Genomic DNA, 19,067 nt, shown 5'->3' with positions numbered 1-19,067 from the left:
TAGTTTGAGGGGTGACTATCTCTGTTAGCATCTCTGTACGATCTAAATTATCTTGATTTTTAATACCAAGCCCCGATGCGAACAACCATAGGTTCTGTTCACAGCAATTCGCCAACACCGACTACTCAAGCCTACCCTCCCTCTGTACCACTATCTGTATACAGGGAATTGTCAACGGAGTTGCAAGCAGCACAGGCGAGGCTAAATGCACTCACCACCCAAAATCAGCACCTAGCACAAGAAAACCAACTATTACGCCAAGAAATTACTAAAGTCGTTGAGTCTTTTTCTCGCTTGCAAAATTTTGTGGATTCCCATACGACACCTAGTTATCATCAAGCTACCCAAGCTTCTGATAACGTTCAAAGTGCCGCAAAACAGCCAGTAAAACCAGCACGTCAACCTCAAAAGGTTTCTCGTTCGCGTCAACCCGTGCCCAAAGCGCCACCGGAAAAAAGCCGCCGCCAAGACTTTTCTACGCCTGTAATGGAAATGAATTTTCCGATACCAGAAACAGTTTTTATAGAAGAGCAACAAATAAGTTATTATTCCACTACTGAGCCAGATGCCAAGGGACTCAGTGGCTGGTGGTTAGTAATTACTATGTTGTTAATCATGCTTACTGCCTTTAGTGCTGGATATTTCATTGTGCGTCCCTTGTTTGAACATCAGAAACGTTAGTTGACACTCCCACAGTCAGCAGCAGCAAGCTTTCGAGCTACCGTGCAATTCCTCTGCGATCGCTCTCTAAATATCCGAACAAATCTGCTAAACGGCAAAGTTTATCTATTTTTAGGTTATAAAAGCTACATAAAATGCTACATTGACAGCAACTTCTTTATGTTAGAACCTCAAAGATTATCCAATTAATAAATCCTTGCTGGTTCTCATGTCCGAAACCCTCAAGCAACTTGAAAAAAGTGGTAATTATTACATATCTTTTAGGAAAAGCACTGCTAGTTACAGCTTCAGACAGCGAATCTGGTTAGATATATAAACGAAGCTAGTAGAAGTCAGGAGTTAAGAACATGAAAAAAGTAGAAGCTATTATTCGCCCATTTAAGCTAGATGAGGTAAAAATTGCCTTAGTTAACGCTGGTATTGTTGGTATGACTGTTTCTGAAGTTCGGGGGTTTGGACGGCAGAAAGGCCAAACTGAACGGTATCGCGGTTCTGAGTACACCGTCGAGTTTCTGCAAAAACTCAAAGTAGAGATCGTAGTTGATGATGATCAGGTTGATATGGTGGTAGATAAAATTATTGCTGCTGCCCGCACTGGTGAAATCGGCGATGGTAAAATTTTCATCTCGCCTGTTGAGCAAGTGATTCGGATTCGCACCGGGGAAAAGAACACAGAAGCAGTTTAAAAAAGTTAGGAGTTAGGAGTTAGGAATAAAGATTTAGCATAACTCCTAACTCTTAACTCCAAACTCTTAACTCTTAACTCTCTCCAGTTGCGGAAGTAAAGTTGTAAAAGCCTTACCTCGATGACTAATTGATCCCTTCAACTCCCGTGTCATCTCAGCAAAGGTCAATTGCTTGTCTGGAATATAAAAAATTGGATCGTAGCCGAAACCACTATCACCACGAGGTGCGTGGAGAATTTCGCCACGACAAATACCTTCAGATTGTAATACGATCGCACCATTAGGACGAGCGATCGCTACTGCACAAACAAATTGAGCTTGCCGATTTACCTCGTTGCCTAATTCCCTCAATACCCTAGCAATGCGTTCTGAGTCGGTTTTGGCATAACGTGCAGAATAAACTCCAGGTGCGCCATTTAGGGCATCTACTTGCAAGCCTGAATCATCAGCAATCGCCCAGCTTTCTGTAGCTTTAGCAACTTGTGACGCTTTCAGACAAGCGTTGGCGGCAAAAGTTTCGCCCGTCTCTTCAATTTCCAATTCTTCCGGTTTGAGGGTTAATTCCCAACCAGAATTTCCCAGGTAAGCTTGCATTTCCCGCAACTTCCCCGGATTTCCTGTGGCTACTACAAGTAATTTAGTCATTGGTCATTAGTCATTAGTCACTTGTACTGAGCGACTTGCCTTGAGCGAAGTCGAAAGGAGTCGAAGTATTGGTCATTAGTCATTATTCATTTATCAAGGACTAATGACTAATAATTAATTTTACTCCGCCCAGTGTTTCGCCCAAGCAAGAGTTTGATGCACTTGCTCAATTGTTGGGGCTTCGCAGTACAGGCGTAAAACTGGCTCTGTCCCGCTAAACCGAATCATTAACCAGCTTTGATCGGCGAGGCGATATTTGTAGCCGTCAATTGTTTGGCAATCAATTACTGCTAACCCTGCAATTTCTGTTAAGGGTTGAGTTTGCAGTTGTTGCAAAAGACGCGATCGCACTTGCATATTTGCTAAGGGTAAATCAATGCGATCGTAAGCTGAGTTAAACCCGGTTTGTTTCTGCAAGTAGCGATAATACTCACCTAAATCCAAACCAGATTCTACAATTGCCTCTAGTACATACAATGCTGACAGCAGTGCATCACGTTCGGGAATATGGCTACCATAGCCAATTCCTCCTGATTCTTCACCACCGAGCAACACTTTTGCTACTAACATTCTGTCAGCGATGTATTTATAACCAACTGCTGTCTCAAATATTGAGAGGTTATGTAGTGCTGCTACAAGGGGCATCAAGTCGGAACCACTAACAGTTTTGACGATTTCTCCAGTAAAACCGCGCCGCAGGGTTAAATGGTCGATTAATATCGGGATTAATACTTGAGAACTTAGGAAGTTTGCTTCTCCATCTACTGCTGCAATGCGATCGCAGTCTCCATCAAATACCAACCCCACCGTTAAACCTGATTTATCGGTTTCTCGGTGAGTCTTGATGACTTCAAAAAGCTTTGAAAGGTATTTAGGCAAAGGTTCCGGCGCACCGCCACCAAATAGGGGATCGCGTTCTGAGTTGATTTCTTTGACTTGATTGCCTAGTAGTCTTGCCAATCCACTAGCAGCAGCGCCATGCATGACATCGGCAAATAATGTCAATTTGCCAGATGCGATCGCTTCTCGAAGTTTGGCGATATCAACTTTACGTTCTAGTGCTTGGGTATAACTGGGCCAAGGATCGAACTTCTCTTGCTTACCTGGGGTAGCTGCTAGTGGTACCTCTACCACCAACTGATCTTCGATTTCTTTTGTGACTTCTGGCGGTACCGATCCACCAAAATAGCCTTTGACTTTTAAACCCAAATATTTACCAGGGTTATGGCTGGCTGTAATTACCAGCGCCCCTAAAGCATTGAGTTCTTTTGCTGCCCAACTATAAGCTGGGGTTGGGGCATAGCTCTCGCTCAGTAGCACATCAAATCCGACAGCACTGACAGTATCGGCAACAGCACGAGCAAAGTCTTCAGCCATGAATCGGCGATCGTAACCAACAATTATTGTTCGGCTACCAACCGTAGAAAAATATGTATCATATAATACTTTTGCGGCAACTGGTGCGACCAGGGCTAGGCGTTCAAAGGTGAACTCGTCACCAATAATGCCCCGCCAGCCGTCTGTACCAAACTTAATTGAGTTAGCTACAACTGGCATCTAGGTATCCTAACTGTCTACTTGAGGATTCTAGCATTTATACAGTGTATAAAGTAAAAAAAGAATCTAGTAATAATATGTACTAATAATATTCAATACAAAGGCGAGCAAATTTTGTCCTTTCACAATCAATAATATTTAGTGTAAGAATTAGCCATGATGTTTATCTAATTAAGAGTTAGCCAAAATTTGTTTGTAAATTAGGCTTTGGCATCAAATAACTAGAATAGTTAAACAGGGATTGCTCTGATGATTCACTAGTATGAGCGATCGCCCTACCGACAGAAATCTATTTTTATAAGTATCTAGGCATAAATAAATTTAAAGTTTGTAGTAAGGACTTTAGTCCTGATAATCCTTGCTCTGAGCGATAAATCGCTCACTACAAACTAGGAGTTTATTTTATATTTAATTATATCTACCTACTTATATAAACATTAATAATCCTTAATAGAATTAACTATTAAGGATTGTTAACATGAGCAAAAACTGCTCACAAACCTGATTTTTCCTTAAAAATCATCGAGAAACTGACTAAGGCGACTGATTACGGGGTCAACCTCTTGAGGAGGGGTAGCAACAGCATAAGAAGTATTATTTACTACTTCTAATTGACTTGGAGACGGAATGAACGATCGATCATTGACTATGAGCGCCAGTTGTGCAACTTGTTGAGAAAGTTGCAGTAGATGATGTTCCATCGCCTCCAAACGATTAGATCCCTTGGCAAAAAAACGTTCCTCAAGTCCAGCCACTTGACGTTGCAGTTCACCGATTTGTTGTTCAATCGGTGTTCTTGCTGCTGTTTGTGGAGCAGGTTGTACAGGTTCCGGTACACATAAAGATTGCCATAAGGCTTCTTTACAGAGGTCGCTGAAAGTCTTGTCTGGTTGTTTTTCCAAATAACTTTCTACTTGCGCTAACAAGCTTTCATCAGCAAGCTCTGGGTTGAACGTGACGGATTTAACTACCTTTTTTGACCATTGGAACATCAGCTTTATGCCCTAGCAGCGCGATTGGAGGATAATTGTGCCTCTCCATAAATATACTGCCCCAAAGCATTCGCCTGACGGGAAGGTGCTGCTAAATGAGCATTAATCTTTGCTTCCTTGAGCAGACGTTGAACGTCGTCCCAGAAGAACTCACCACCCCCGCCAGTCAGAATTACATCGGTGACGCGTTCTGGCAACCAGGCTAGCACACGGCTACAGATTTCGCGCGAAAACATCTCTGTAAGGTTGGGAAGAAAATCATCTAGGTTAGTGGGCTTGCTAGCGCCTTTAGGACGGTAATAACGTTCACCTCTGGGTTTGTTCACGGCGGAAATCAGGGCTAGAGATTGACTATCTGCTCCCTCGATTTCGGCGGACACCAATTCATAAAACTTATTCATCCCGAAGTCTTCGCTCTTAGAAGCACCTCTGGCGAAACGGAAGTTATCTACCATCAAAAGATCGACGGTTTGATGTCCAATATCGACGATCGCCACCGATATTTTTGTAAAATCGGGACTGCCAGGGCTTTTCTTCGGTTGAGCTTCAGACCACAGCAGACTGCCGTAGCCTTCTGGCATTACCCAAACTTTATTGACGTTCAGCGATACAGATTCGCCTCGGAAGTTCAACACATGAGGCCCACCGACTTGGCTAATCAACTGGGCTTTTTCCTTTTCAAATTGCTCTAAAGAAAGAAAAGGTAGACCCAGTACCACTGAGATATCATTTTTGAGTTTGAAGTAGCCAGCACTTGCTAACACTTTTACCAGTGCAGCCTCTACCTTAGATTGGCCGACTCCTAGATTTGCCCCAAAATCGGCTGCCAGTTGACCAACAGCATATCCATTGCCTTGATACTCCAGCCACAAATCCATTAAGGGGTCGGTAGCGCGGGCTTCAAAAACACCGCCGCGTACTTGTTCTATTGACATCTGCTTGACGTTGGCAGGTACGAACACCACGTTACCGGGTTCACGACTCACACAAGTTTTTGTGGAAGTTCTGCCTAAATCAACACTGAGAATAGTTTTCCCTGGAACATTGCCGGCACCTGGGTTGGGATTATTAACAGGATTTGCATTTATGGGAACTGCCGCTCTATTCATGGGTATAGCAGCAGCATTGATGGGGGTAGCGGCGGAAGGTTGGTCTGTCATGAAAGCTCCTAGTTCAAACTTAACTGTAAAAAGTTGTCATGCTCATCTTACAAAAATGCGAGCAACCAGAAATTCTAGGTTGCGTCAAGTGTAGCTAGAAATACGCCAAAAATTAATTCCGGCCATATCTCTGATAAGCTCATGCCAACGCACATCTAGTATTATTTGGCATAGTGTAGGCGAATTTTGGCCAGATGTAACCCTTACTTTCACTGCTTTCAAACCAAAAGCGTCCGTGTTTCATCTTCTAGTGCGTCTTAACTGGCGCTTGAATATCCAGAAAACAAATGCTAGAACCAAACCGCCAAGTACGATTTTGGATACAGGAGCAAGGTACTTGTCCACAAGTTCATACTGACTACCCAACGCGTATCCTGAGTATGTTAGCAAACCCACCCAAGCAGCGCTACCTAATGTTGTGTAAAACAAAAATGGTAGCAAGGGCATATTGGTTATCCCTGCGGGAACAGAAATCAAGGTGCGGATTCCTGGCACAAGGCGACCAATGAAAACTGCTTTGCTACCTTGAGAGTTAAACCAGCGCGTTGCCTTATCGATATCTTTGCTCGATATAGTCAGCCACTTGCCATACTTGTCAGCGATCGCTTTCAACCGGATTTCACCCAAAAACTTACCTGGATAGTACCAAACAAGTGCGCCCAATACAGAACCCAAAAGTCCTGCGAAAAACACACCAATGATATTTAGCTTTGCCCCTCCTGGTTGATATGGACTTGCTGTAAATCCAGCTAGTGGCATAATCAATTCTGAAGGAATGGGGGGAAAAAGGTTCTCTAGGAACATTAGTAGGGCAATTCCCCAATGACCAAAATAGTTAATAGTATTAGTTATCCATTCAAGCATTGAGCCAATTCCTAAAATTGCTGTACTAGTTTTGTGACCAAGATTCAGCCCTAGCTTTTTATTTAGAAGGTAATTATCCCAGCTTGCCAGAGTCAAGGCAACTTGGTTGGACTAAATAAAAGTTGGCATTGCAAGTGGAAGCTAGGGATCTGCTTCATTAATTTTGCGGGGCTGCGAGATCCCCGACAACTTCCGCGAAGTCGGGGATCTGACCACCCTCACGATTTTATTTTCTAATTTTTTAGATCCCCCTTAGTCGGTTTTTTCAAAAGACTAGGGAGGATCTAAAGATTTCATGGCAAATTTCAAAACAGATTTTAGGTGCAACTGTGCGGAAGCAGAGACACAGAAGGGAGAAAATTTTACCTTGTCCCCCTCATCCCTCTCATCTCCCTTATCCCCCTCATCTCCCTCATCCCATCTTCTAGGCTGTCGGAGTCAATGATTGTACCCTTGGTTCCGATTGCCAGTCTAAGGGATTCCAAACTCGATCTTCCAGCGCCATCTGCTCAATCAAACTTGCCAGTCTCAGGGCTTTGAGAGCTTGTTCACCACCTACTGAGGGTTGATTGCCACCATGTACACAGTTGACAAAATGTTCTAATTCTGCGCTTAGGGGTTGAATATTGGTGGTGTAGACTTTTTCAATCACACCATCTTGCCTATAAAGTACTTGTCGGTGGTCGGTGAGAGAATTGGCAGTGGTTTGTCGGTGAATCAAAATTTCATTCTTGAGAAAATCAGCCTCAGTGAATGAACTTTTGCAATGGGCGACAATCCGACGAATTTTGCGGTGGGTGACTTTACTGGCAGTCAGAGTAGCAACAATACCATTGGCAAACCCCAAGGTGGCGGTTACATAATCTAAATAACCAGAGTCTAGGGAGCGAGTACCGCTAGCAGTCAATTTCGTGACTGGGGAAGCAGCTAATTCCAAAAGTAGGTCGATATCATGGATCATTAAATCCAGGACAACTGAAACATCGTTTGCCCGGTCTGAGTAAGGACTCATTCTATGGGCTTCTAGCGCCAGCAATTCCTCTGTTTTTAGAACTTGGCTCAGTTCTTTAAAAGCTGGGTTGAAACGCTCAATATGGCCTACTTGCAGGATACACCCAGACTCAGCTGCGGCATTCACTAAAGACTCTGCCTCAGAAATACTGGCTGCGATCGGTTTTTCAATCAAAACATGAATTCCCGCTAACAGACAGCTAATACCCACGGCATAATGCAGACGGGTGGGGACAGCTACACAAACTGCTTCCACAAGGGGTAGTAGGTCACAGTAATCTTCAAAAAAACGCACCTTGTAATTGCTGGCAGTTTCTAATCCTCGCTCGACGTTAATATCTGCCACTCCGACTAGTTCAACATCTTTCATTGAACTCAGCACGCGAGCGTGGTGTTGTCCCATGTTACCCACTCCAATCACGCCTATGCGGATCGGTCGTGGCTGGTTGCGCTGTGTATATGGATTCGATTCTGCCACTGACATGCTATCTTGCACTATTATTCTCTCCTCAACCACCAAATTTAGAGACGCTACGGCCGTTGGCGTTTATACTCGAAATGCCAGTTACGATCCGTCTAAAACCATCCAGATGGTAACATAGAGCCTATGTTTATGAAGAATTTCAAAGTTTGTGATCGGTTCCCGTAATCCAAATATCTTTTGTATAGATATTTCGGCTTTGTTTTGGATTTTGCACTTTCTACAAAAAAATATGTCTTTTGATTAAGTTTAAAAAATTTAGCAAGACCTAAGTATAAATTATCCTTGGCATTGCTTTCTGGCATCTTGTTAAGGTTTGATTTGGCGATTTGAAATCCAAAATTTATAACCGAGATGAAAGCTGTAATTCTGTTATCTGGGGGATTGGACTCTTCCACAATTTTGTATAAAGCTAAAGCTGATGGCTTGGAATGTCATGCTATTTCCTTTGATTACCAGCAGCGACACCGACGAGAGTTACAGTCAGCCTTCAGTGTTGCTCAAGAAGCTGCGATCGCCAAACATCAGGTGGTTAATTTTGATTTACGACAATGGGGTGGTTCGGCGCTTACCGATGACGCGATTGATTTACCCCAGGAGCGATCGCTGGATGAAATGTCTCAAAATATTCCTGTGACTTATGTTCCGGCTCGTAATACCATCTTTTTAAGCTTTGCTCTTGGTTACGCCGAAGCGATCGCCGCAGAGCGTGTCTATATCGGCGTTAATGCCCTAGATTACTCAGGATATCCTGATTGTCGCCCCGACTATATCCAAGCAATGCAAGAAGTTTTTCGCCTGGGAACCAAACAAGGGCGTGAGGGACAACCAATTCAGATTGTTGCACCCCTAATCAACCTGAAAAAAACCGAAATCATCCAACTGGGGAACCAATTGGGAGTTCCTTGGGAGCTAACTTGGTCTTGCTATGCCGGTGATGATGTCGCCTGCGGCGTGTGTGATTCTTGTCGCTTACGGCTAGCAGCTTTTGCCGAATTGGGACTCGTTGATCCAGTGGTGTATGCTTAGTTGGGCATGGGGCATTTAGGGACTTCAAAATAAAAAAATGTCCTAAAACTGACCCAAAAACCCTCTCTATTTCTCCTTTCTCTGTGTTCTTTGTTTCTCTGTGGTAGCCTGCGGCAAGCCGCTATCGCGTCTACGTTTATTTGGATAATTTATTTCTTGTCAGTCCCTTACCCCCTGCTTCCCCTGCTCCCTCATCCGCCTCCTTACCCCTCCTCCTCTAGGCGTAGCAGTTGAATCTGATGCAGGCGTGGCCCAACAATTGATACCACAGTGAATTCGAGATTTTGATAACAGAAGGTTTCGCCAATGGTCGGAATTTTCTGTAACTGATACAGCAAAAAGCCTCCCAGTGTTTGGTATTCTCTTGTCAGGGGTAAATTGAGATGCAAAACTTCGTTGAGGTCTTCGAGGTTGATTTGTGCCTGCACCAAAAATTTATGCTCACCTAACATCTGAATCAGTAAGTCGTCGCTGTTTTCCGGTTCGCTGGGGTCGCCAATGATTTCGGCAATGACATCTTTGATTGTCACTAGTCCCACAGTAGAGCCAAATTCATTCACTACCATGACCATAGCGGGTTTCTCTTGCTGCATCATAGGCAAAAGCTCACTTAAAGACGTATGTTCTGGAACAAATCGGGCGGGACGCATCCAAGGTTGGATCTGTGTGTCTAAACTGAGTTTTCCGATAGCTAAAGGTTGCGCCAAATCTTTAAAATAAACAATGCCGCGAACATCGTCCAAAGATTCACCAATCACGGGATAGCGAGAGTAGCCAGTAGAAGCCATTTCTCTGAGTAATGTCTGGAAGGTAGCATCTTTTGGCAGCGTGATAATACTGGTGCGGGGGATCATCACATCTTGGGCTATGACATCCCCAAACTCAAAGACATTATTGAGCAATTCTCGCTCTGCACGCTGTAAACCAGTAGATCCCCATTCTGTAGAGATAATCAGTTGCAATTCTTCGGGAGTTACAGGCGGTCTCCAGCCTTGACCTGTGTATTGGATGCCAAAAATCCGCAATAAAAAACGAGTTGATTGGTTGAGAATCCAGATAAAGGGGCTAAAAAAACGCACGATCGCTTTTACCGAAGGCCCCAAAAACCTCGCTAGCTGTTCTGAGTAGAGCATGGCTAAGGATTTGGGACATAGTTCGCCGATCACAATTTGCAAATAGGCAATCAAGAAAAAGGCGATGGGAATTGATAGGGAATGGGCGAGAAAGGTAGTCATCCCACTGGGTAAAGGCCAGGATTTTAACCATGCATTCACTAGCCCGACAATGGTACTTTCGCCAATCCATCCCAGTGCCAAACTAGAGAGGGTAATGCCTAACTGGGTGGTAGATAGCAGTCGGTCAATACTGCGTTGTAGCATTTCCACTGCGATCGCTGGAATATCCCCAGCCTTAACTAGCTGGTGAATACGCGATCGCCGCACGCTCACCATCGAAAATTCCGCCGTCACAAAAAAGGCATTTATGACAATCAGTAGTAACACTGACAACAACCGCAGCGCCACCTCTGTCAAAGTTAAATTAGGAAAAGCACTCACCGCCAAAGCTCGTGTAAAACTCACGCCCTCCATTTAGGTGGAATAGGGAATGGGGAATGGGGATTGGGGAATGGGGAATGGGGAATGGGGAATGGGGAATGGGGAATAGGGAATAGGGAATAGTAAAAAAATAGATAATCACCAATGCCCAATACTTCGGCTACGCTCAGTACAAGTGCCCAATGCCCAATACAACTCTTGGAGAGGCTGCGCCAACGGCTTCTCTACGAGACGCTACGCGAACGCGGTAGTTGAGCGTAGTCGAAACTCAGTACAAGTGCCCAATACCCAATACCCAATACCCAATACCCAATACCCAATACCCAATACCCAATACCCAATACCCAGTCCCCAGTCCCCAGTCCCAATCTACCTTTCTACAGGAATATTCGATGCCTCTAACTTCAATTGTTGAGCAGGATAATCAGTTAGAGCAAGTGATATCTTCTTAACATCATCAAGTAAAGCTGTGGGAATGCTCACTGTACCTGAAAATGCTGGACCATTTGCAGGCAATTCTGTTGGTAAACCATCTGTACTCGCACTCAGGGTTCGTCCTTTGTCATCGGTAACATCTAAAAAACTATACAGGAAGCGCACAGAATCCTTACCTTTGTTCTGCATTTTCACTTTCAGTAGCAAATCACCACCAGAGTAGCGGGCAGATTGCACAATCATAGTTACACCTTCACTCTGGGCAGTAACCGGAAAACCTGGCAGGGGTTTTTCTTCAACCACTTCTGGGGGTTTTTCCTCTGGCTTCTGCTTGCTGTTATTGGTTTCTTCATCATCTTCCTCTAGCTTTTCCGATTTAGCCGCCTTGGTCTTACCATCAATTCGCGCCTTGACAATTTTCAGGATTTCTTCCTCTTTTAATAGCACTAACCCTCCCTGTTGGGAGTTATTTGTCTTATTGCTGGCAAATTTGGTTGTGGGACGCCCATCTGGTGTGGTAACGCCTTTCAGTGCTGAACTACCCAGTTCAAAGCCCAAAAACCCGCTCACAGAACCTGCTCCCATCATCAGAATTAACAAAATCAAAGTAAGAAGTACAGTAGAATTTATTTTCATCGCTGACAAGCTATCACAATAGAATGCTGGTCTATTTAAGAATAGTGAAGCTTTTGACCTCAATCCTTAAAGGAACTTAATCAATATTAGTTTGCACTATATTCATAATCAAATTATGTAGTATAAAAATCTGGTAAACTCTTGTCCAGTATTCACAAGCAGTAAATTTATGCTATATTCATGGAATTGGCTAAACTCAGTGCATGAGGTATTTTCCTCATTAATTAGCAAATAAGGTTGATCTAAGAGTTGAAGTAATTGACTCGTAGCAACCCGAAACCCAACAAAACAAGCGCCTTTGGCCGATTGGGGAGGCAGCGAACTCATAATTCGCCTTCAGGCTGGTTCGATTCCAGCAGGGCGCACTGAATCATCAAAAATGGGCATGGGGCATGGGGCATGGGTTATTCCCCTCATCTCCCCACTCCCCACTCCCCACTCTTACCGAGATGGTAAAGTTTCAAACCTGAATTCAGTTCCCACTTTGAGTTTGCTGCTATTGAAGCGAGGAGACATCATCAGCGATGTGTCATAGGGATTTGGTAAATCAGGAGTGCGAATATAAGGATCGTTGCCAACTTGCTGAGTCATGACATCATGATATAAACTGTTAACCAATTCAGCATCGTGGGCAATTTCATTTTCTGGGAAGGAACCACCGAAACTGGAACCAGATCCGAGAAGTGAGTCTAGCTGACGCTTAAGGCTGCCATTTTCGTAGAAATTGCGATCGTGACTAAAATAAGCTCTTTCAAATACATCACTCGTAGTTTCATAATTGGGTGTTGCAGTTTGGGCAGATGCAACAGAGGGAAAAGCAATACTAGCAGCAAGCAGTATTAATAAACCACCAAAGGGTTTTAATTTTATACCCACGTTCCTTACTCCTCAAATTTTTAGGCAATCTTAATTTATGCTTAAGTTCAGAACTCTCATGAGTTCAACCTTTGGTGTAGCACAACTTTTAATGTTTTGTAATGACGTATTCTACTGAAACTCTTACCCACTCAGATATTTGGGCAACCACTTCTGATTTGACTACCTTGCGCCATAAGTTACTAGATTTATTTTGCCAACTTGCTTATCAAGAGGGTGATTTTCTCCTTTCTTCTGGGCTGCGTAGTTCTTATTATGTCAATAAAATGCAGGTAACACTCCATCCTCAAGGCGCTTTGGCAGTTGGAAGATTACTATTTCCTTTATTACCCGTGGATACACAGGCTGTGGGTGGTTTAACAATGGGGGCTGATCCAATGGTGACAGCAGTGAGTATAGTTTCTGTTTATGAAAACCGCCCGATACCAGCGCTGATTATTCGCAAGGAAGCCAAGGGTTATGGAACGAGAGCTTATATAGAAGGCCCCACTTTACCTGAAGGTGCAAAAGTAGTAGTTTTGGAAGATGTCGTTACAACTGGGCAATCTGCTTTAAAAGCAGTTGAGCGTCTTAAAGATGCAGGTTATACCGTAAATCAAATAATATCACTGGTAGACCGACAACAAGGCGGAGGTGAGTTGTACAAGTCAGCAGGGTTGAAGTTTGAAACCTTGTTTTCGATTCAGGAAGTTCAGGAACGCTACCAACAACTTGCAAATTCATAAGTGTCGCCTGTCAAATTGTTTGACAGTTTGACATATTTGTGCGATTGAAAATATTACTCTTAAAACCCTTACTAGGGTTTTATTATTTTAGGCTCAAAATAGTTATCTATGCTCAGACTCGTTCGGCTTTGAAGCGCAAAGGAAGACCAATTCCGATGAATGATGTTTGGATTGCAGCCCATTGTCTGGAAGATGGTTGGGTGCTTGTGACCGATGATTCAGATTTTGATTATGTGGATGGATTGGTTATAGAGCATTGGTAATGATGGCTATTATGTTTTGCGATCGCCTTTTCCCATCATCTGAGCGCAATCGCAAAAGGGAGCAATATTCAACAGCGATCGCAATCAACTTTTACCATACTCCTGTACGAAAAAAATCTGTCCGACTGCTTTTATAAGCTCAAAATCTTTTAATTTGCATCCTCAAAAAAATGAATCTCTTGTGGGGTGGGCAACATGAGCGCCCTTGTTGTGCAATCTTATTTGCGCGACAGCTTATTTTGCTTCATAACCCGCAACAAACGATTCTCTAAGGTTCGACTATCCTCATCCAAAAAATCAATTATTGCCTTGACTTTCCCAGCATGATTTAGTGCAGTGCGATGTAGATCGATAAAATCTTGGCGATTTTCCGTAATCAAAATGCGACCTGTCGCTGTGGCATACTGCAAAACAACATCGTCAGGAATCCCTTGATTTGGTTGACCTGCTTCGTAGGAAGTTAATACATCGTGTCCCTCCGATCTGAGTAAGTTTACCATTGCGATGGGAAAATTTTCATTGGAGTAAAATTGTAATGCCATTAAACTAAATCATCTTGGGCAATTTCTCGATCGATTTGTTCAAGATTTTGTTCGTAGTAATACCAAGCTGCACTTAAATCTTCCGCAGTCAATCCAGGATAATTTACCAATAATTCTTCATCCGGGGCACCTTGTTGACGATATGCTACCAAAGTCCATAGGGGAATTCGTGTATTTCTAATTCGCGCTTGTCCACCGCAAAGTCTTGGTGTAATCTGAATCGGATTTTGCAACATTTGCACGTAATTTAATGCTTGGTCAACTAATTACTCTGGTAAAGCTGCAATTACTTCGAGCAGTTGAGTCCTCTTATTCATGACAACAAAATCTCTCTCGCTTATTTCATCCTAACTTGAAATTTTATAGTAATTATCCTAGCGACTATTTTGAAGCCCAATCTCAATTTCGGATAAGCGATCGCTAACACTAAAACTGAGCTAATAATAAATGAAATTCGCTCTGTCTGAATCTCCCCCAGGGATAGAACCAACCAAAATATCCGAACAGTTCCATTCCGGCTATCAGTGAGCATCAACACGAGCCAAAGAATCTTAATACTACTCGTTTAAGGAAATAAAGTAGGCTGAAACCCTTGCAATATCGTTGTCTATAATGCTCAAAAGAGGCAAAACCTACGCAGTATTGGGCTGGAACCTTCTCTCTGTAAGTTGTCCCGCCTTAAGTTGATACACGTCCAAACCCGCCAATTAATTGGACTTTAGACAAAAAACACTTATTCGCGTACAAAGTCAAGTGATGGTGGCATAGCCAAAATTTTACTAAATAAAATCTTTTTTTCGGAATGAACGGAAAGTTATGTGTAGAAACTCTTGTTCATTCTCATAGAAAAAGGTAATTAAATTATGTCAAAGGAGATGGTGGATACATAAACTGGGCTTACATAAGTGAATTTTCACGGGACGGAGGTACTATCAGAGCCTAACCGTTCACGCACGGAGTACGAAGTTGATCGGGTTTGAAGCATGATTAAACTCGCTCAAGCATTCTCTAATTTCGACCGCACTTTAATCCTCAAATAGGTATGACTTAAGTCGCATAATTAGACTTTTTTCAATGTGTAACTTCTAGGAAGTAAATATGAATTTTTCTGATTTTGTTTTCTCAGCAACAGAAATTGGGGCTTTTGATTTCAATAAACAAACAAAACGCATTTGGGAAGCAACAAACAATCGCCCAGACAGTCCACAAACTTGGCAATTTCGCTATGATCCGCTTTTTATTCCAGAAATCAGCAATAATCAGCTATTAGTCAAAAGTGAGCAATGGAATGAAAGTTCTTGGAGAACTAGTCTAACAATACTGTTAGACACAGACCAATCTAGAAAACTTGCATACCAAGCTGTATGTAATCTGTATCCAGAACAAGCGCGAAAAATTCAACGTTCAAGCATTTTCGCTCTGCAAATTCCCTATATTAAAATTAATATTCCTGATCTAAAAGAGGTGACACCAGAAGCGAAAATTATCAAAGATCATTTTGAATTTGCTCAACAATCACAAGAATTTACCATCAAAATCGAATCTCCATCTCGAGATACTGCTCTTAAAATCGAAAAGAGCTTATCTGCGATCACTCTTGAGTATGAATTCTCGGTTTCTGCTCGAAAATCACAGCAAAATACAGTCAAATTCTCGCTCCAGAAACTAAAAAACAGCAAACTATATGCAGAATTACATGGTTTGGGCAATTTAGCTTATGTACATCGAGATGACTTAAGAAAGTTACTAGAGGGAATTCACACAGAAATTGCTTTTGATGCTGTTATTGAGAAACCAGAACATTTTGAAGCTGGACTATTAGAGAAACTATTAACTTATTGGCATCAATCTGAATCTTCCAAGAACTTTGATGAGACTAAATGGCAATCAACATATAATCAGGATGATTTAAAACCTGACGTTTTAACCAAAGAACTCAATAAGATTATTACTAAAGATGAGAGTGAGAATCACTGGAAATTTAATCCTGCTGCTGATATCAGTGCTGACGCAGGGGCTTTGACACAAATTAAAGGCAAGATAGCTGGTAAGTTATCTTTATCAAATGATGATCTCAAGAAGTTGCTACGAGAGCAAAATATTGAAGCAGAGATACAAGGTACAAAAATAGAAGTTAAGTCTATTGAATTGCGCCAAGTTAATTTAGCTGATTTTAACGATCAAACTGAATTAATTAGTGTTGTGACATTTGTAGAACCAATTGAAGCTAACACCAGTAAAGGTTCTGTAGAGTTTTCTCGGCTACTTTCAAGCACGGTATTTGAGGTAAAAGATAAGATAATAGCCCTGTTTGGCAAAACCTCTGTTGGTAAGTCGGCAATTCTCAATTCATTGATTGGTGCTGATATAGCTGAAACTTTTGAACCAGGTAATTTACTTACTCTTTGTTTCCAATCACCTTTTATTTTCGTTGATTTGCCTGGAATAATTGGTAACAATGATTATGATAAACTGACAATTAAAAAGGCACAAAAAGCTGATGTACAGATTTTTGTGATTGATGATGAGCCTTATGAATATGAAATGGAATTGTTCAATTTAGTCCATCAAAATTCACCTGACATTCCTAAGATTGTATTTGTGAACAAGTGGTATATGATTGAAAAAAATAAACCCAAGAAAGAACAAGAGATTATCCGCTCTCGGATCTCAGAAAAGATGAGCAAATTTGTGAAGTCTCCAGAGGATATTGTTTATGGTAATGCCATATTTTTTGACGAAAAGCGTGATGAAATGATCAGACAGGAATTACCTCAATTAATTAATAAAATAAAGGAGATTTTTTAGAATATGGTTAGCAATCAAGAAATTCGTGATGAAATTTCTCAAGTTCAAACTGAACTACAGGAAGCACTGGGAAATCTTAAGGGGCAATTTGGTAAAAAACTTAATAACAAGGAGCGTCAAGAGATTGAAAACGAATTCAAGGAAATCAACGAACTTCTAGAACGTTTAAAAACTGGCTTAATTTGGGTAGCCCTGTTTGGCAAAACCTCTGTTGGTAAGTCGGCAATTATTAATTCATTAATGAATACTGATATTGCTGAAGTTGGGGTTGAACATGATAAAACTACTATACCAACTCCTTATACAAAAGAACCTTGGAATATAGTAGATGTGCCTGGGGTAATGGGTGAAGCCGTGAACGAAGAATTAGCAGTTGAAGAGGCAAAGAAAGCTCATGGACATATTTTTGTGATTGATGGTGAGCCTTATCAAGATGAAATAGAATTGTTCAATTTAGTCCATCAGAATTCACCTGATATTCCCAAGATTGTATTTGTTAACAAGTGGGATATGGTTGAAAACAATCAACCCAAGAAAGATCAAGAGACTATACGCTATCGGATTTCAGAAAAGATGGGCAAATTTGTGAAGTCTCAAGAGGATATTGTTTATGGTAGTGCCATGCTTTATGACCAAAAGTGTGATGAAATGATCCGACAGGAATTACCTCAACTGGTTGATCGCTTACATGAGAGTGCTGGGACTTTGGGTGCATTAATGAATATTCTAGATCCAGCCCAACGTGCCGTTTCATTGGCTGATAGCATTAACAATCGTATTTTTGATACTAGGTTAAAATTTGCACGGAGGTTCATCGGTGTCTTCAGTAGTGTTGCTGCATTGTCTGGAGCAGTACCATTTGCCACGTTTCTCGTTCATCCCCCACTCCTGATAAGTATGGTGTTTACGATCTGTGTCATTATGGGAAAAAAACAAAGCAAATCCGAGGCAATAAAAATAACCAAAAACGTTTTTGGGACTTGTGGTAAGGTAATCGGTGCAAATTTTATAGCTGCAATTGGGTTCACCATTTTAGCAGATACGGCCTCAACCGTACTGACTCCTTTTGGGGGAGTTGGCGTACTTGTGGGATTTCTGGCAGACATAGGTGGTGTAGGATATCTTAATTACAAGTACACTGCTACATTAGGTGAAGTAACAATAGAGTATATTCGCAATAACTTCTCTTGGGGAGAAGAAGGGGAAGCAAAAATTATTAAGCGCTGTCAAGAGCGAGTGAAAGATATCTATCTGAAGCTCAAACCCATCTAAAACTCCAATGCGATCGCCTTTCCATTGTGCTGGTACAAATCACCAAAACTTCAATGGGTAGGCGTAGCCCGCCGCAGGCATCGCCATAATCAGTACTTGGACTTTAGTTAATGCGTTACTTGAGATTGATTTTTCCATTTAACCTAAAATTTATACAGGAAAAAACTGGTTTACAATACAGCTAAAACCAGGCAATAAAGGAGAAATTATCATATCGCTACTAAATAGGGTTGCTACCAACTTAAGTTGATTGTCTTCGCGTCGATAGACCTCTATTTTACGCGATCGCCAATCAGCAATCCAATATTCTTTTACTCCTCTGGAAGAATAAAGTTTAAGTTTAGCTTCTTTATCTCGTCTTAGGTCTTCGTTGCTAGCAGACAAAACTTCGACTACTAAATCTGGTGCGCCAGTTAAATGTCCTGCTTCATCCAATGTTAGTGCTAAGGTTTCCTTAGTAGCCCAAACTACATCAGGAATTACATTATCTGATTCTGAAAACAAAACGCCGGGATTGATTACAGCTTCTCCTAAACCAGTAGACTCAGACCAAATGTTAAGCTGTTGGAAAATTCTGCCACAAGTTTGCTGATGTTTAAAGTGAGGTGCCCTGGTCATAAATAATTCTCCATCAACTATCTCGTAGCGCGTCCCTTCATTTTCTGGTAATAATTCCACATCCTGACTTGTCCAACGCACTCCTGTATTAAGCATCTGACTCATCAGTTAACTCCTTTAATCTTGCTCTTGTATTTTAATCATAAAAGGATGTTTGAAAATTCACAGAGTATACTCAACAGGCCTATCTTTTTTCTAGACATAAACCGCCCATAAAAGCTTAGACATCC

The 19,067-nt window shown here is 41.9% G+C and carries 20 protein-coding genes and 1 tRNA gene; 9 read left to right on the top strand and 12 right to left on the bottom strand.

Annotated elements, in window-relative coordinates; genetic code table 11:
• Window positions 1-75 precede the first annotated feature (75 nt).
• Together V7K50_RS24380 and V7K50_RS24375 are read left to right on the top strand one after the other, a co-directional pair.
• Window positions 76-681 carry a hypothetical protein gene (locus V7K50_RS24380; RefSeq protein WP_334964567.1) on the top strand — a complete coding sequence of 202 codons (606 nt, stop codon included), beginning with the start codon at window positions 76-78 and terminating at the stop codon, window positions 679-681.
• A 347-nt stretch (window positions 682-1,028) separates the two neighbouring features.
• On the top strand, window positions 1,029-1,367 hold the full coding sequence (locus V7K50_RS24375; RefSeq protein ID WP_196520788.1) for a P-II family nitrogen regulator: 339 nt from the start codon (window positions 1,029-1,031) through the stop codon (window positions 1,365-1,367).
• 66 nt (window positions 1,368-1,433) lie between these two features.
• Here the strand turns inward: V7K50_RS24375 and rdgB are convergent, their stop codons facing one another.
• From rdgB to V7K50_RS24345, 6 genes are all read right to left on the bottom strand, one after another.
• On the bottom strand, window positions 1,434-2,012 hold the full coding sequence (gene rdgB / locus V7K50_RS24370; protein WP_334964565.1) for an RdgB/HAM1 family non-canonical purine NTP pyrophosphatase: 579 nt from the start codon (window positions 2,010-2,012) through the stop codon (window positions 1,434-1,436).
• Between the two features lie 120 nt (window positions 2,013-2,132).
• Entirely contained in the window at window positions 2,133-3,569 is a 1,437-nt protein-coding gene (locus tag V7K50_RS24365) for a phosphoglucomutase/phosphomannomutase family protein (RefSeq protein WP_334964563.1), read from the bottom strand.
• 512 nt (window positions 3,570-4,081) lie between these two features.
• A complete protein-coding gene (locus V7K50_RS24360) occupies window positions 4,082-4,561 on the bottom strand; it encodes a plasmid segregation centromere-binding protein ParR (RefSeq protein WP_334964561.1) in 480 nt (159 codons plus the stop codon).
• Between the two features lie 5 nt (window positions 4,562-4,566).
• On the bottom strand, window positions 4,567-5,721 hold the full coding sequence (locus V7K50_RS24355) for a ParM/StbA family protein (RefSeq protein ID WP_334964559.1): 1,155 nt from the start codon (window positions 5,719-5,721) through the stop codon (window positions 4,567-4,569).
• A gap of 240 nt (window positions 5,722-5,961) precedes the next feature.
• Window positions 5,962-6,585, bottom strand: a complete 624-nt coding sequence (locus V7K50_RS24350; RefSeq protein WP_334800059.1) for a DedA family protein — start codon at window positions 6,583-6,585, stop codon at window positions 5,962-5,964.
• A gap of 424 nt (window positions 6,586-7,009) precedes the next feature.
• Window positions 7,010-8,092 (bottom strand): Gfo/Idh/MocA family oxidoreductase, encoded by a 1,083-nt coding sequence (locus tag V7K50_RS24345; protein ID WP_334964557.1) that lies wholly within the window; start codon window positions 8,090-8,092, stop codon window positions 7,010-7,012.
• A 339-nt stretch (window positions 8,093-8,431) separates the two neighbouring features.
• On the opposite strand from V7K50_RS24345, the gene queC reads away from it, so the two are divergent.
• Window positions 8,432-9,106, top strand: a complete 675-nt coding sequence (gene queC, locus V7K50_RS24340; RefSeq protein WP_334964554.1) for a 7-cyano-7-deazaguanine synthase QueC — start codon at window positions 8,432-8,434, stop codon at window positions 9,104-9,106.
• Window positions 9,107-9,309: 203 nt separating this feature from the next.
• Here the strand turns inward: queC and V7K50_RS24335 are convergent, their stop codons facing one another.
• Together V7K50_RS24335 and V7K50_RS24330 are read right to left on the bottom strand one after the other, a co-directional pair.
• Window positions 9,310-10,695: a hemolysin family protein gene (locus V7K50_RS24335; protein WP_334964552.1), complete on the bottom strand. Its 1,386-nt coding sequence runs from the start codon at window positions 10,693-10,695 to the stop codon at window positions 9,310-9,312.
• 336 nt (window positions 10,696-11,031) lie between these two features.
• Window positions 11,032-11,733 (bottom strand): hypothetical protein, encoded by a 702-nt coding sequence (locus V7K50_RS24330; protein WP_334964550.1) that lies wholly within the window; start codon window positions 11,731-11,733, stop codon window positions 11,032-11,034.
• A 292-nt stretch (window positions 11,734-12,025) separates the two neighbouring features.
• On the opposite strand from V7K50_RS24330, the gene V7K50_RS24325 reads away from it, so the two are divergent.
• Window positions 12,026-12,098: transfer RNA gene (locus V7K50_RS24325), tRNA-Ile, on the top strand.
• A gap of 76 nt (window positions 12,099-12,174) precedes the next feature.
• Here V7K50_RS24325 and V7K50_RS24320 read toward each other — a convergent pair.
• Window positions 12,175-12,609, bottom strand: a complete 435-nt coding sequence (locus V7K50_RS24320) for a hypothetical protein (protein WP_334964548.1) — start codon at window positions 12,607-12,609, stop codon at window positions 12,175-12,177.
• 101 nt (window positions 12,610-12,710) lie between these two features.
• Here V7K50_RS24320 and pyrE point away from each other — a divergent pair, with 101 nt between their 5' ends.
• Genes pyrE through V7K50_RS24305 form a run of 3 tightly spaced genes read left to right on the top strand, consistent with a single transcriptional unit; the run spans window position 12,711 to window position 13,734 of the window.
• On the top strand, window positions 12,711-13,334 hold the full coding sequence (gene pyrE, locus V7K50_RS24315) for an orotate phosphoribosyltransferase (protein ID WP_334964546.1): 624 nt from the start codon (window positions 12,711-12,713) through the stop codon (window positions 13,332-13,334).
• Window positions 13,335-13,372: 38 nt separating this feature from the next.
• Complete coding sequence (locus V7K50_RS24310) at window positions 13,373-13,597, top strand: PIN domain-containing protein (RefSeq protein ID WP_334964544.1); 225 nt, start codon at window positions 13,373-13,375, stop codon at window positions 13,595-13,597.
• Window positions 13,597-13,734, top strand: a complete 138-nt coding sequence (locus V7K50_RS24305; RefSeq protein ID WP_334964541.1) for a hypothetical protein — start codon at window positions 13,597-13,599, stop codon at window positions 13,732-13,734. The genes V7K50_RS24310 and V7K50_RS24305 overlap by 1 nt, the downstream gene beginning before the upstream one ends.
• A gap of 81 nt (window positions 13,735-13,815) precedes the next feature.
• On the opposite strand, the gene V7K50_RS24300 is transcribed toward V7K50_RS24305, so the two are convergent.
• Both V7K50_RS24300 and V7K50_RS24295 read right to left on the bottom strand, forming a co-directional pair.
• Entirely contained in the window at window positions 13,816-14,139 is a 324-nt protein-coding gene (locus tag V7K50_RS24300) for a DUF5615 family PIN-like protein (RefSeq protein ID WP_334964539.1), read from the bottom strand.
• Window positions 14,139-14,375, bottom strand: coding sequence for a DUF433 domain-containing protein (locus V7K50_RS24295; protein WP_334964537.1), 237 nt, complete (start codon window positions 14,373-14,375; stop codon window positions 14,139-14,141). Before V7K50_RS24295 ends, V7K50_RS24300 begins: the two co-directional genes overlap by 1 nt.
• Before the next feature lie 862 nt (window positions 14,376-15,237).
• On the opposite strand from V7K50_RS24295, the gene V7K50_RS24290 reads away from it, so the two are divergent.
• Together V7K50_RS24290 and V7K50_RS24285 are read left to right on the top strand one after the other, a co-directional pair.
• A complete protein-coding gene (locus V7K50_RS24290) occupies window positions 15,238-16,947 on the top strand; it encodes a GTPase domain-containing protein (protein ID WP_334964535.1) in 1,710 nt (569 codons plus the stop codon).
• 3 nt (window positions 16,948-16,950) lie between these two features.
• Complete coding sequence (locus V7K50_RS24285; protein ID WP_334964533.1) at window positions 16,951-18,219, top strand: GTPase; 1,269 nt, start codon at window positions 16,951-16,953, stop codon at window positions 18,217-18,219.
• A 150-nt stretch (window positions 18,220-18,369) separates the two neighbouring features.
• Here the strand turns inward: V7K50_RS24285 and V7K50_RS24280 are convergent, their stop codons facing one another.
• Window positions 18,370-18,942: a Uma2 family endonuclease gene (locus V7K50_RS24280; RefSeq protein WP_334964532.1), complete on the bottom strand. Its 573-nt coding sequence runs from the start codon at window positions 18,940-18,942 to the stop codon at window positions 18,370-18,372.
• Window positions 18,943-19,067 lie beyond the last annotated feature (125 nt).

Origin of the sequence: Nostoc sp., assembly GCF_036917135.1 — a bacterium.
Classification (GTDB): Bacteria; Cyanobacteriota; Cyanobacteriia; order Cyanobacteriales; family Nostocaceae; genus Nostoc.
The sequence above is the reverse complement of the archived record's forward strand: the minus strand, read 5'-3'. Positions and strand labels throughout refer to the sequence as shown.

What these genes read in the sequence shown, in the direction of transcription:
- V7K50_RS24380 (WP_334964567.1), top strand. Translation starts at nt 76, where the DNA reads ATGCGAACAACCATAGGTTCTGTTCACAGCAATTCGCCAACACCGACT.
- V7K50_RS24375 (WP_196520788.1), top strand. Translation starts at nt 1,029, where the DNA reads ATGAAAAAAGTAGAAGCTATTATTCGCCCATTTAAGCTAGATGAGGTA.
- rdgB (WP_334964565.1), bottom strand. Translation starts at nt 2,012, where the DNA reads ATGACTAAATTACTTGTAGTAGCCACAGGAAATCCGGGGAAGTTGCGG.
- V7K50_RS24365 (WP_334964563.1), bottom strand. Translation starts at nt 3,569, where the DNA reads ATGCCAGTTGTAGCTAACTCAATTAAGTTTGGTACAGACGGCTGGCGG.
- V7K50_RS24360 (WP_334964561.1), bottom strand. Translation starts at nt 4,561, where the DNA reads ATGTTCCAATGGTCAAAAAAGGTAGTTAAATCCGTCACGTTCAACCCA.
- V7K50_RS24355 (WP_334964559.1), bottom strand. Translation starts at nt 5,721, where the DNA reads ATGACAGACCAACCTTCCGCCGCTACCCCCATCAATGCTGCTGCTATA.
- V7K50_RS24350 (WP_334800059.1), bottom strand. Translation starts at nt 6,585, where the DNA reads ATGCTTGAATGGATAACTAATACTATTAACTATTTTGGTCATTGGGGA.
- queC (WP_334964554.1), top strand. Translation starts at nt 8,432, where the DNA reads ATGAAAGCTGTAATTCTGTTATCTGGGGGATTGGACTCTTCCACAATT.
- V7K50_RS24335 (WP_334964552.1), bottom strand. Translation starts at nt 10,695, where the DNA reads ATGGAGGGCGTGAGTTTTACACGAGCTTTGGCGGTGAGTGCTTTTCCT.
- V7K50_RS24330 (WP_334964550.1), bottom strand. Translation starts at nt 11,733, where the DNA reads ATGAAAATAAATTCTACTGTACTTCTTACTTTGATTTTGTTAATTCTG.
- pyrE (WP_334964546.1), top strand. Translation starts at nt 12,711, where the DNA reads ATGACGTATTCTACTGAAACTCTTACCCACTCAGATATTTGGGCAACC.
- V7K50_RS24305 (WP_334964541.1), top strand. Translation starts at nt 13,597, where the DNA reads ATGATGGCTATTATGTTTTGCGATCGCCTTTTCCCATCATCTGAGCGC.
- V7K50_RS24300 (WP_334964539.1), bottom strand. Translation starts at nt 14,139, where the DNA reads ATGGCATTACAATTTTACTCCAATGAAAATTTTCCCATCGCAATGGTA.
- V7K50_RS24295 (WP_334964537.1), bottom strand. Translation starts at nt 14,375, where the DNA reads ATGTTGCAAAATCCGATTCAGATTACACCAAGACTTTGCGGTGGACAA.
- V7K50_RS24290 (WP_334964535.1), top strand. Translation starts at nt 15,238, where the DNA reads ATGAATTTTTCTGATTTTGTTTTCTCAGCAACAGAAATTGGGGCTTTT.
- V7K50_RS24285 (WP_334964533.1), top strand. Translation starts at nt 16,951, where the DNA reads ATGGTTAGCAATCAAGAAATTCGTGATGAAATTTCTCAAGTTCAAACT.
- V7K50_RS24280 (WP_334964532.1), bottom strand. Translation starts at nt 18,942, where the DNA reads ATGAGTCAGATGCTTAATACAGGAGTGCGTTGGACAAGTCAGGATGTG.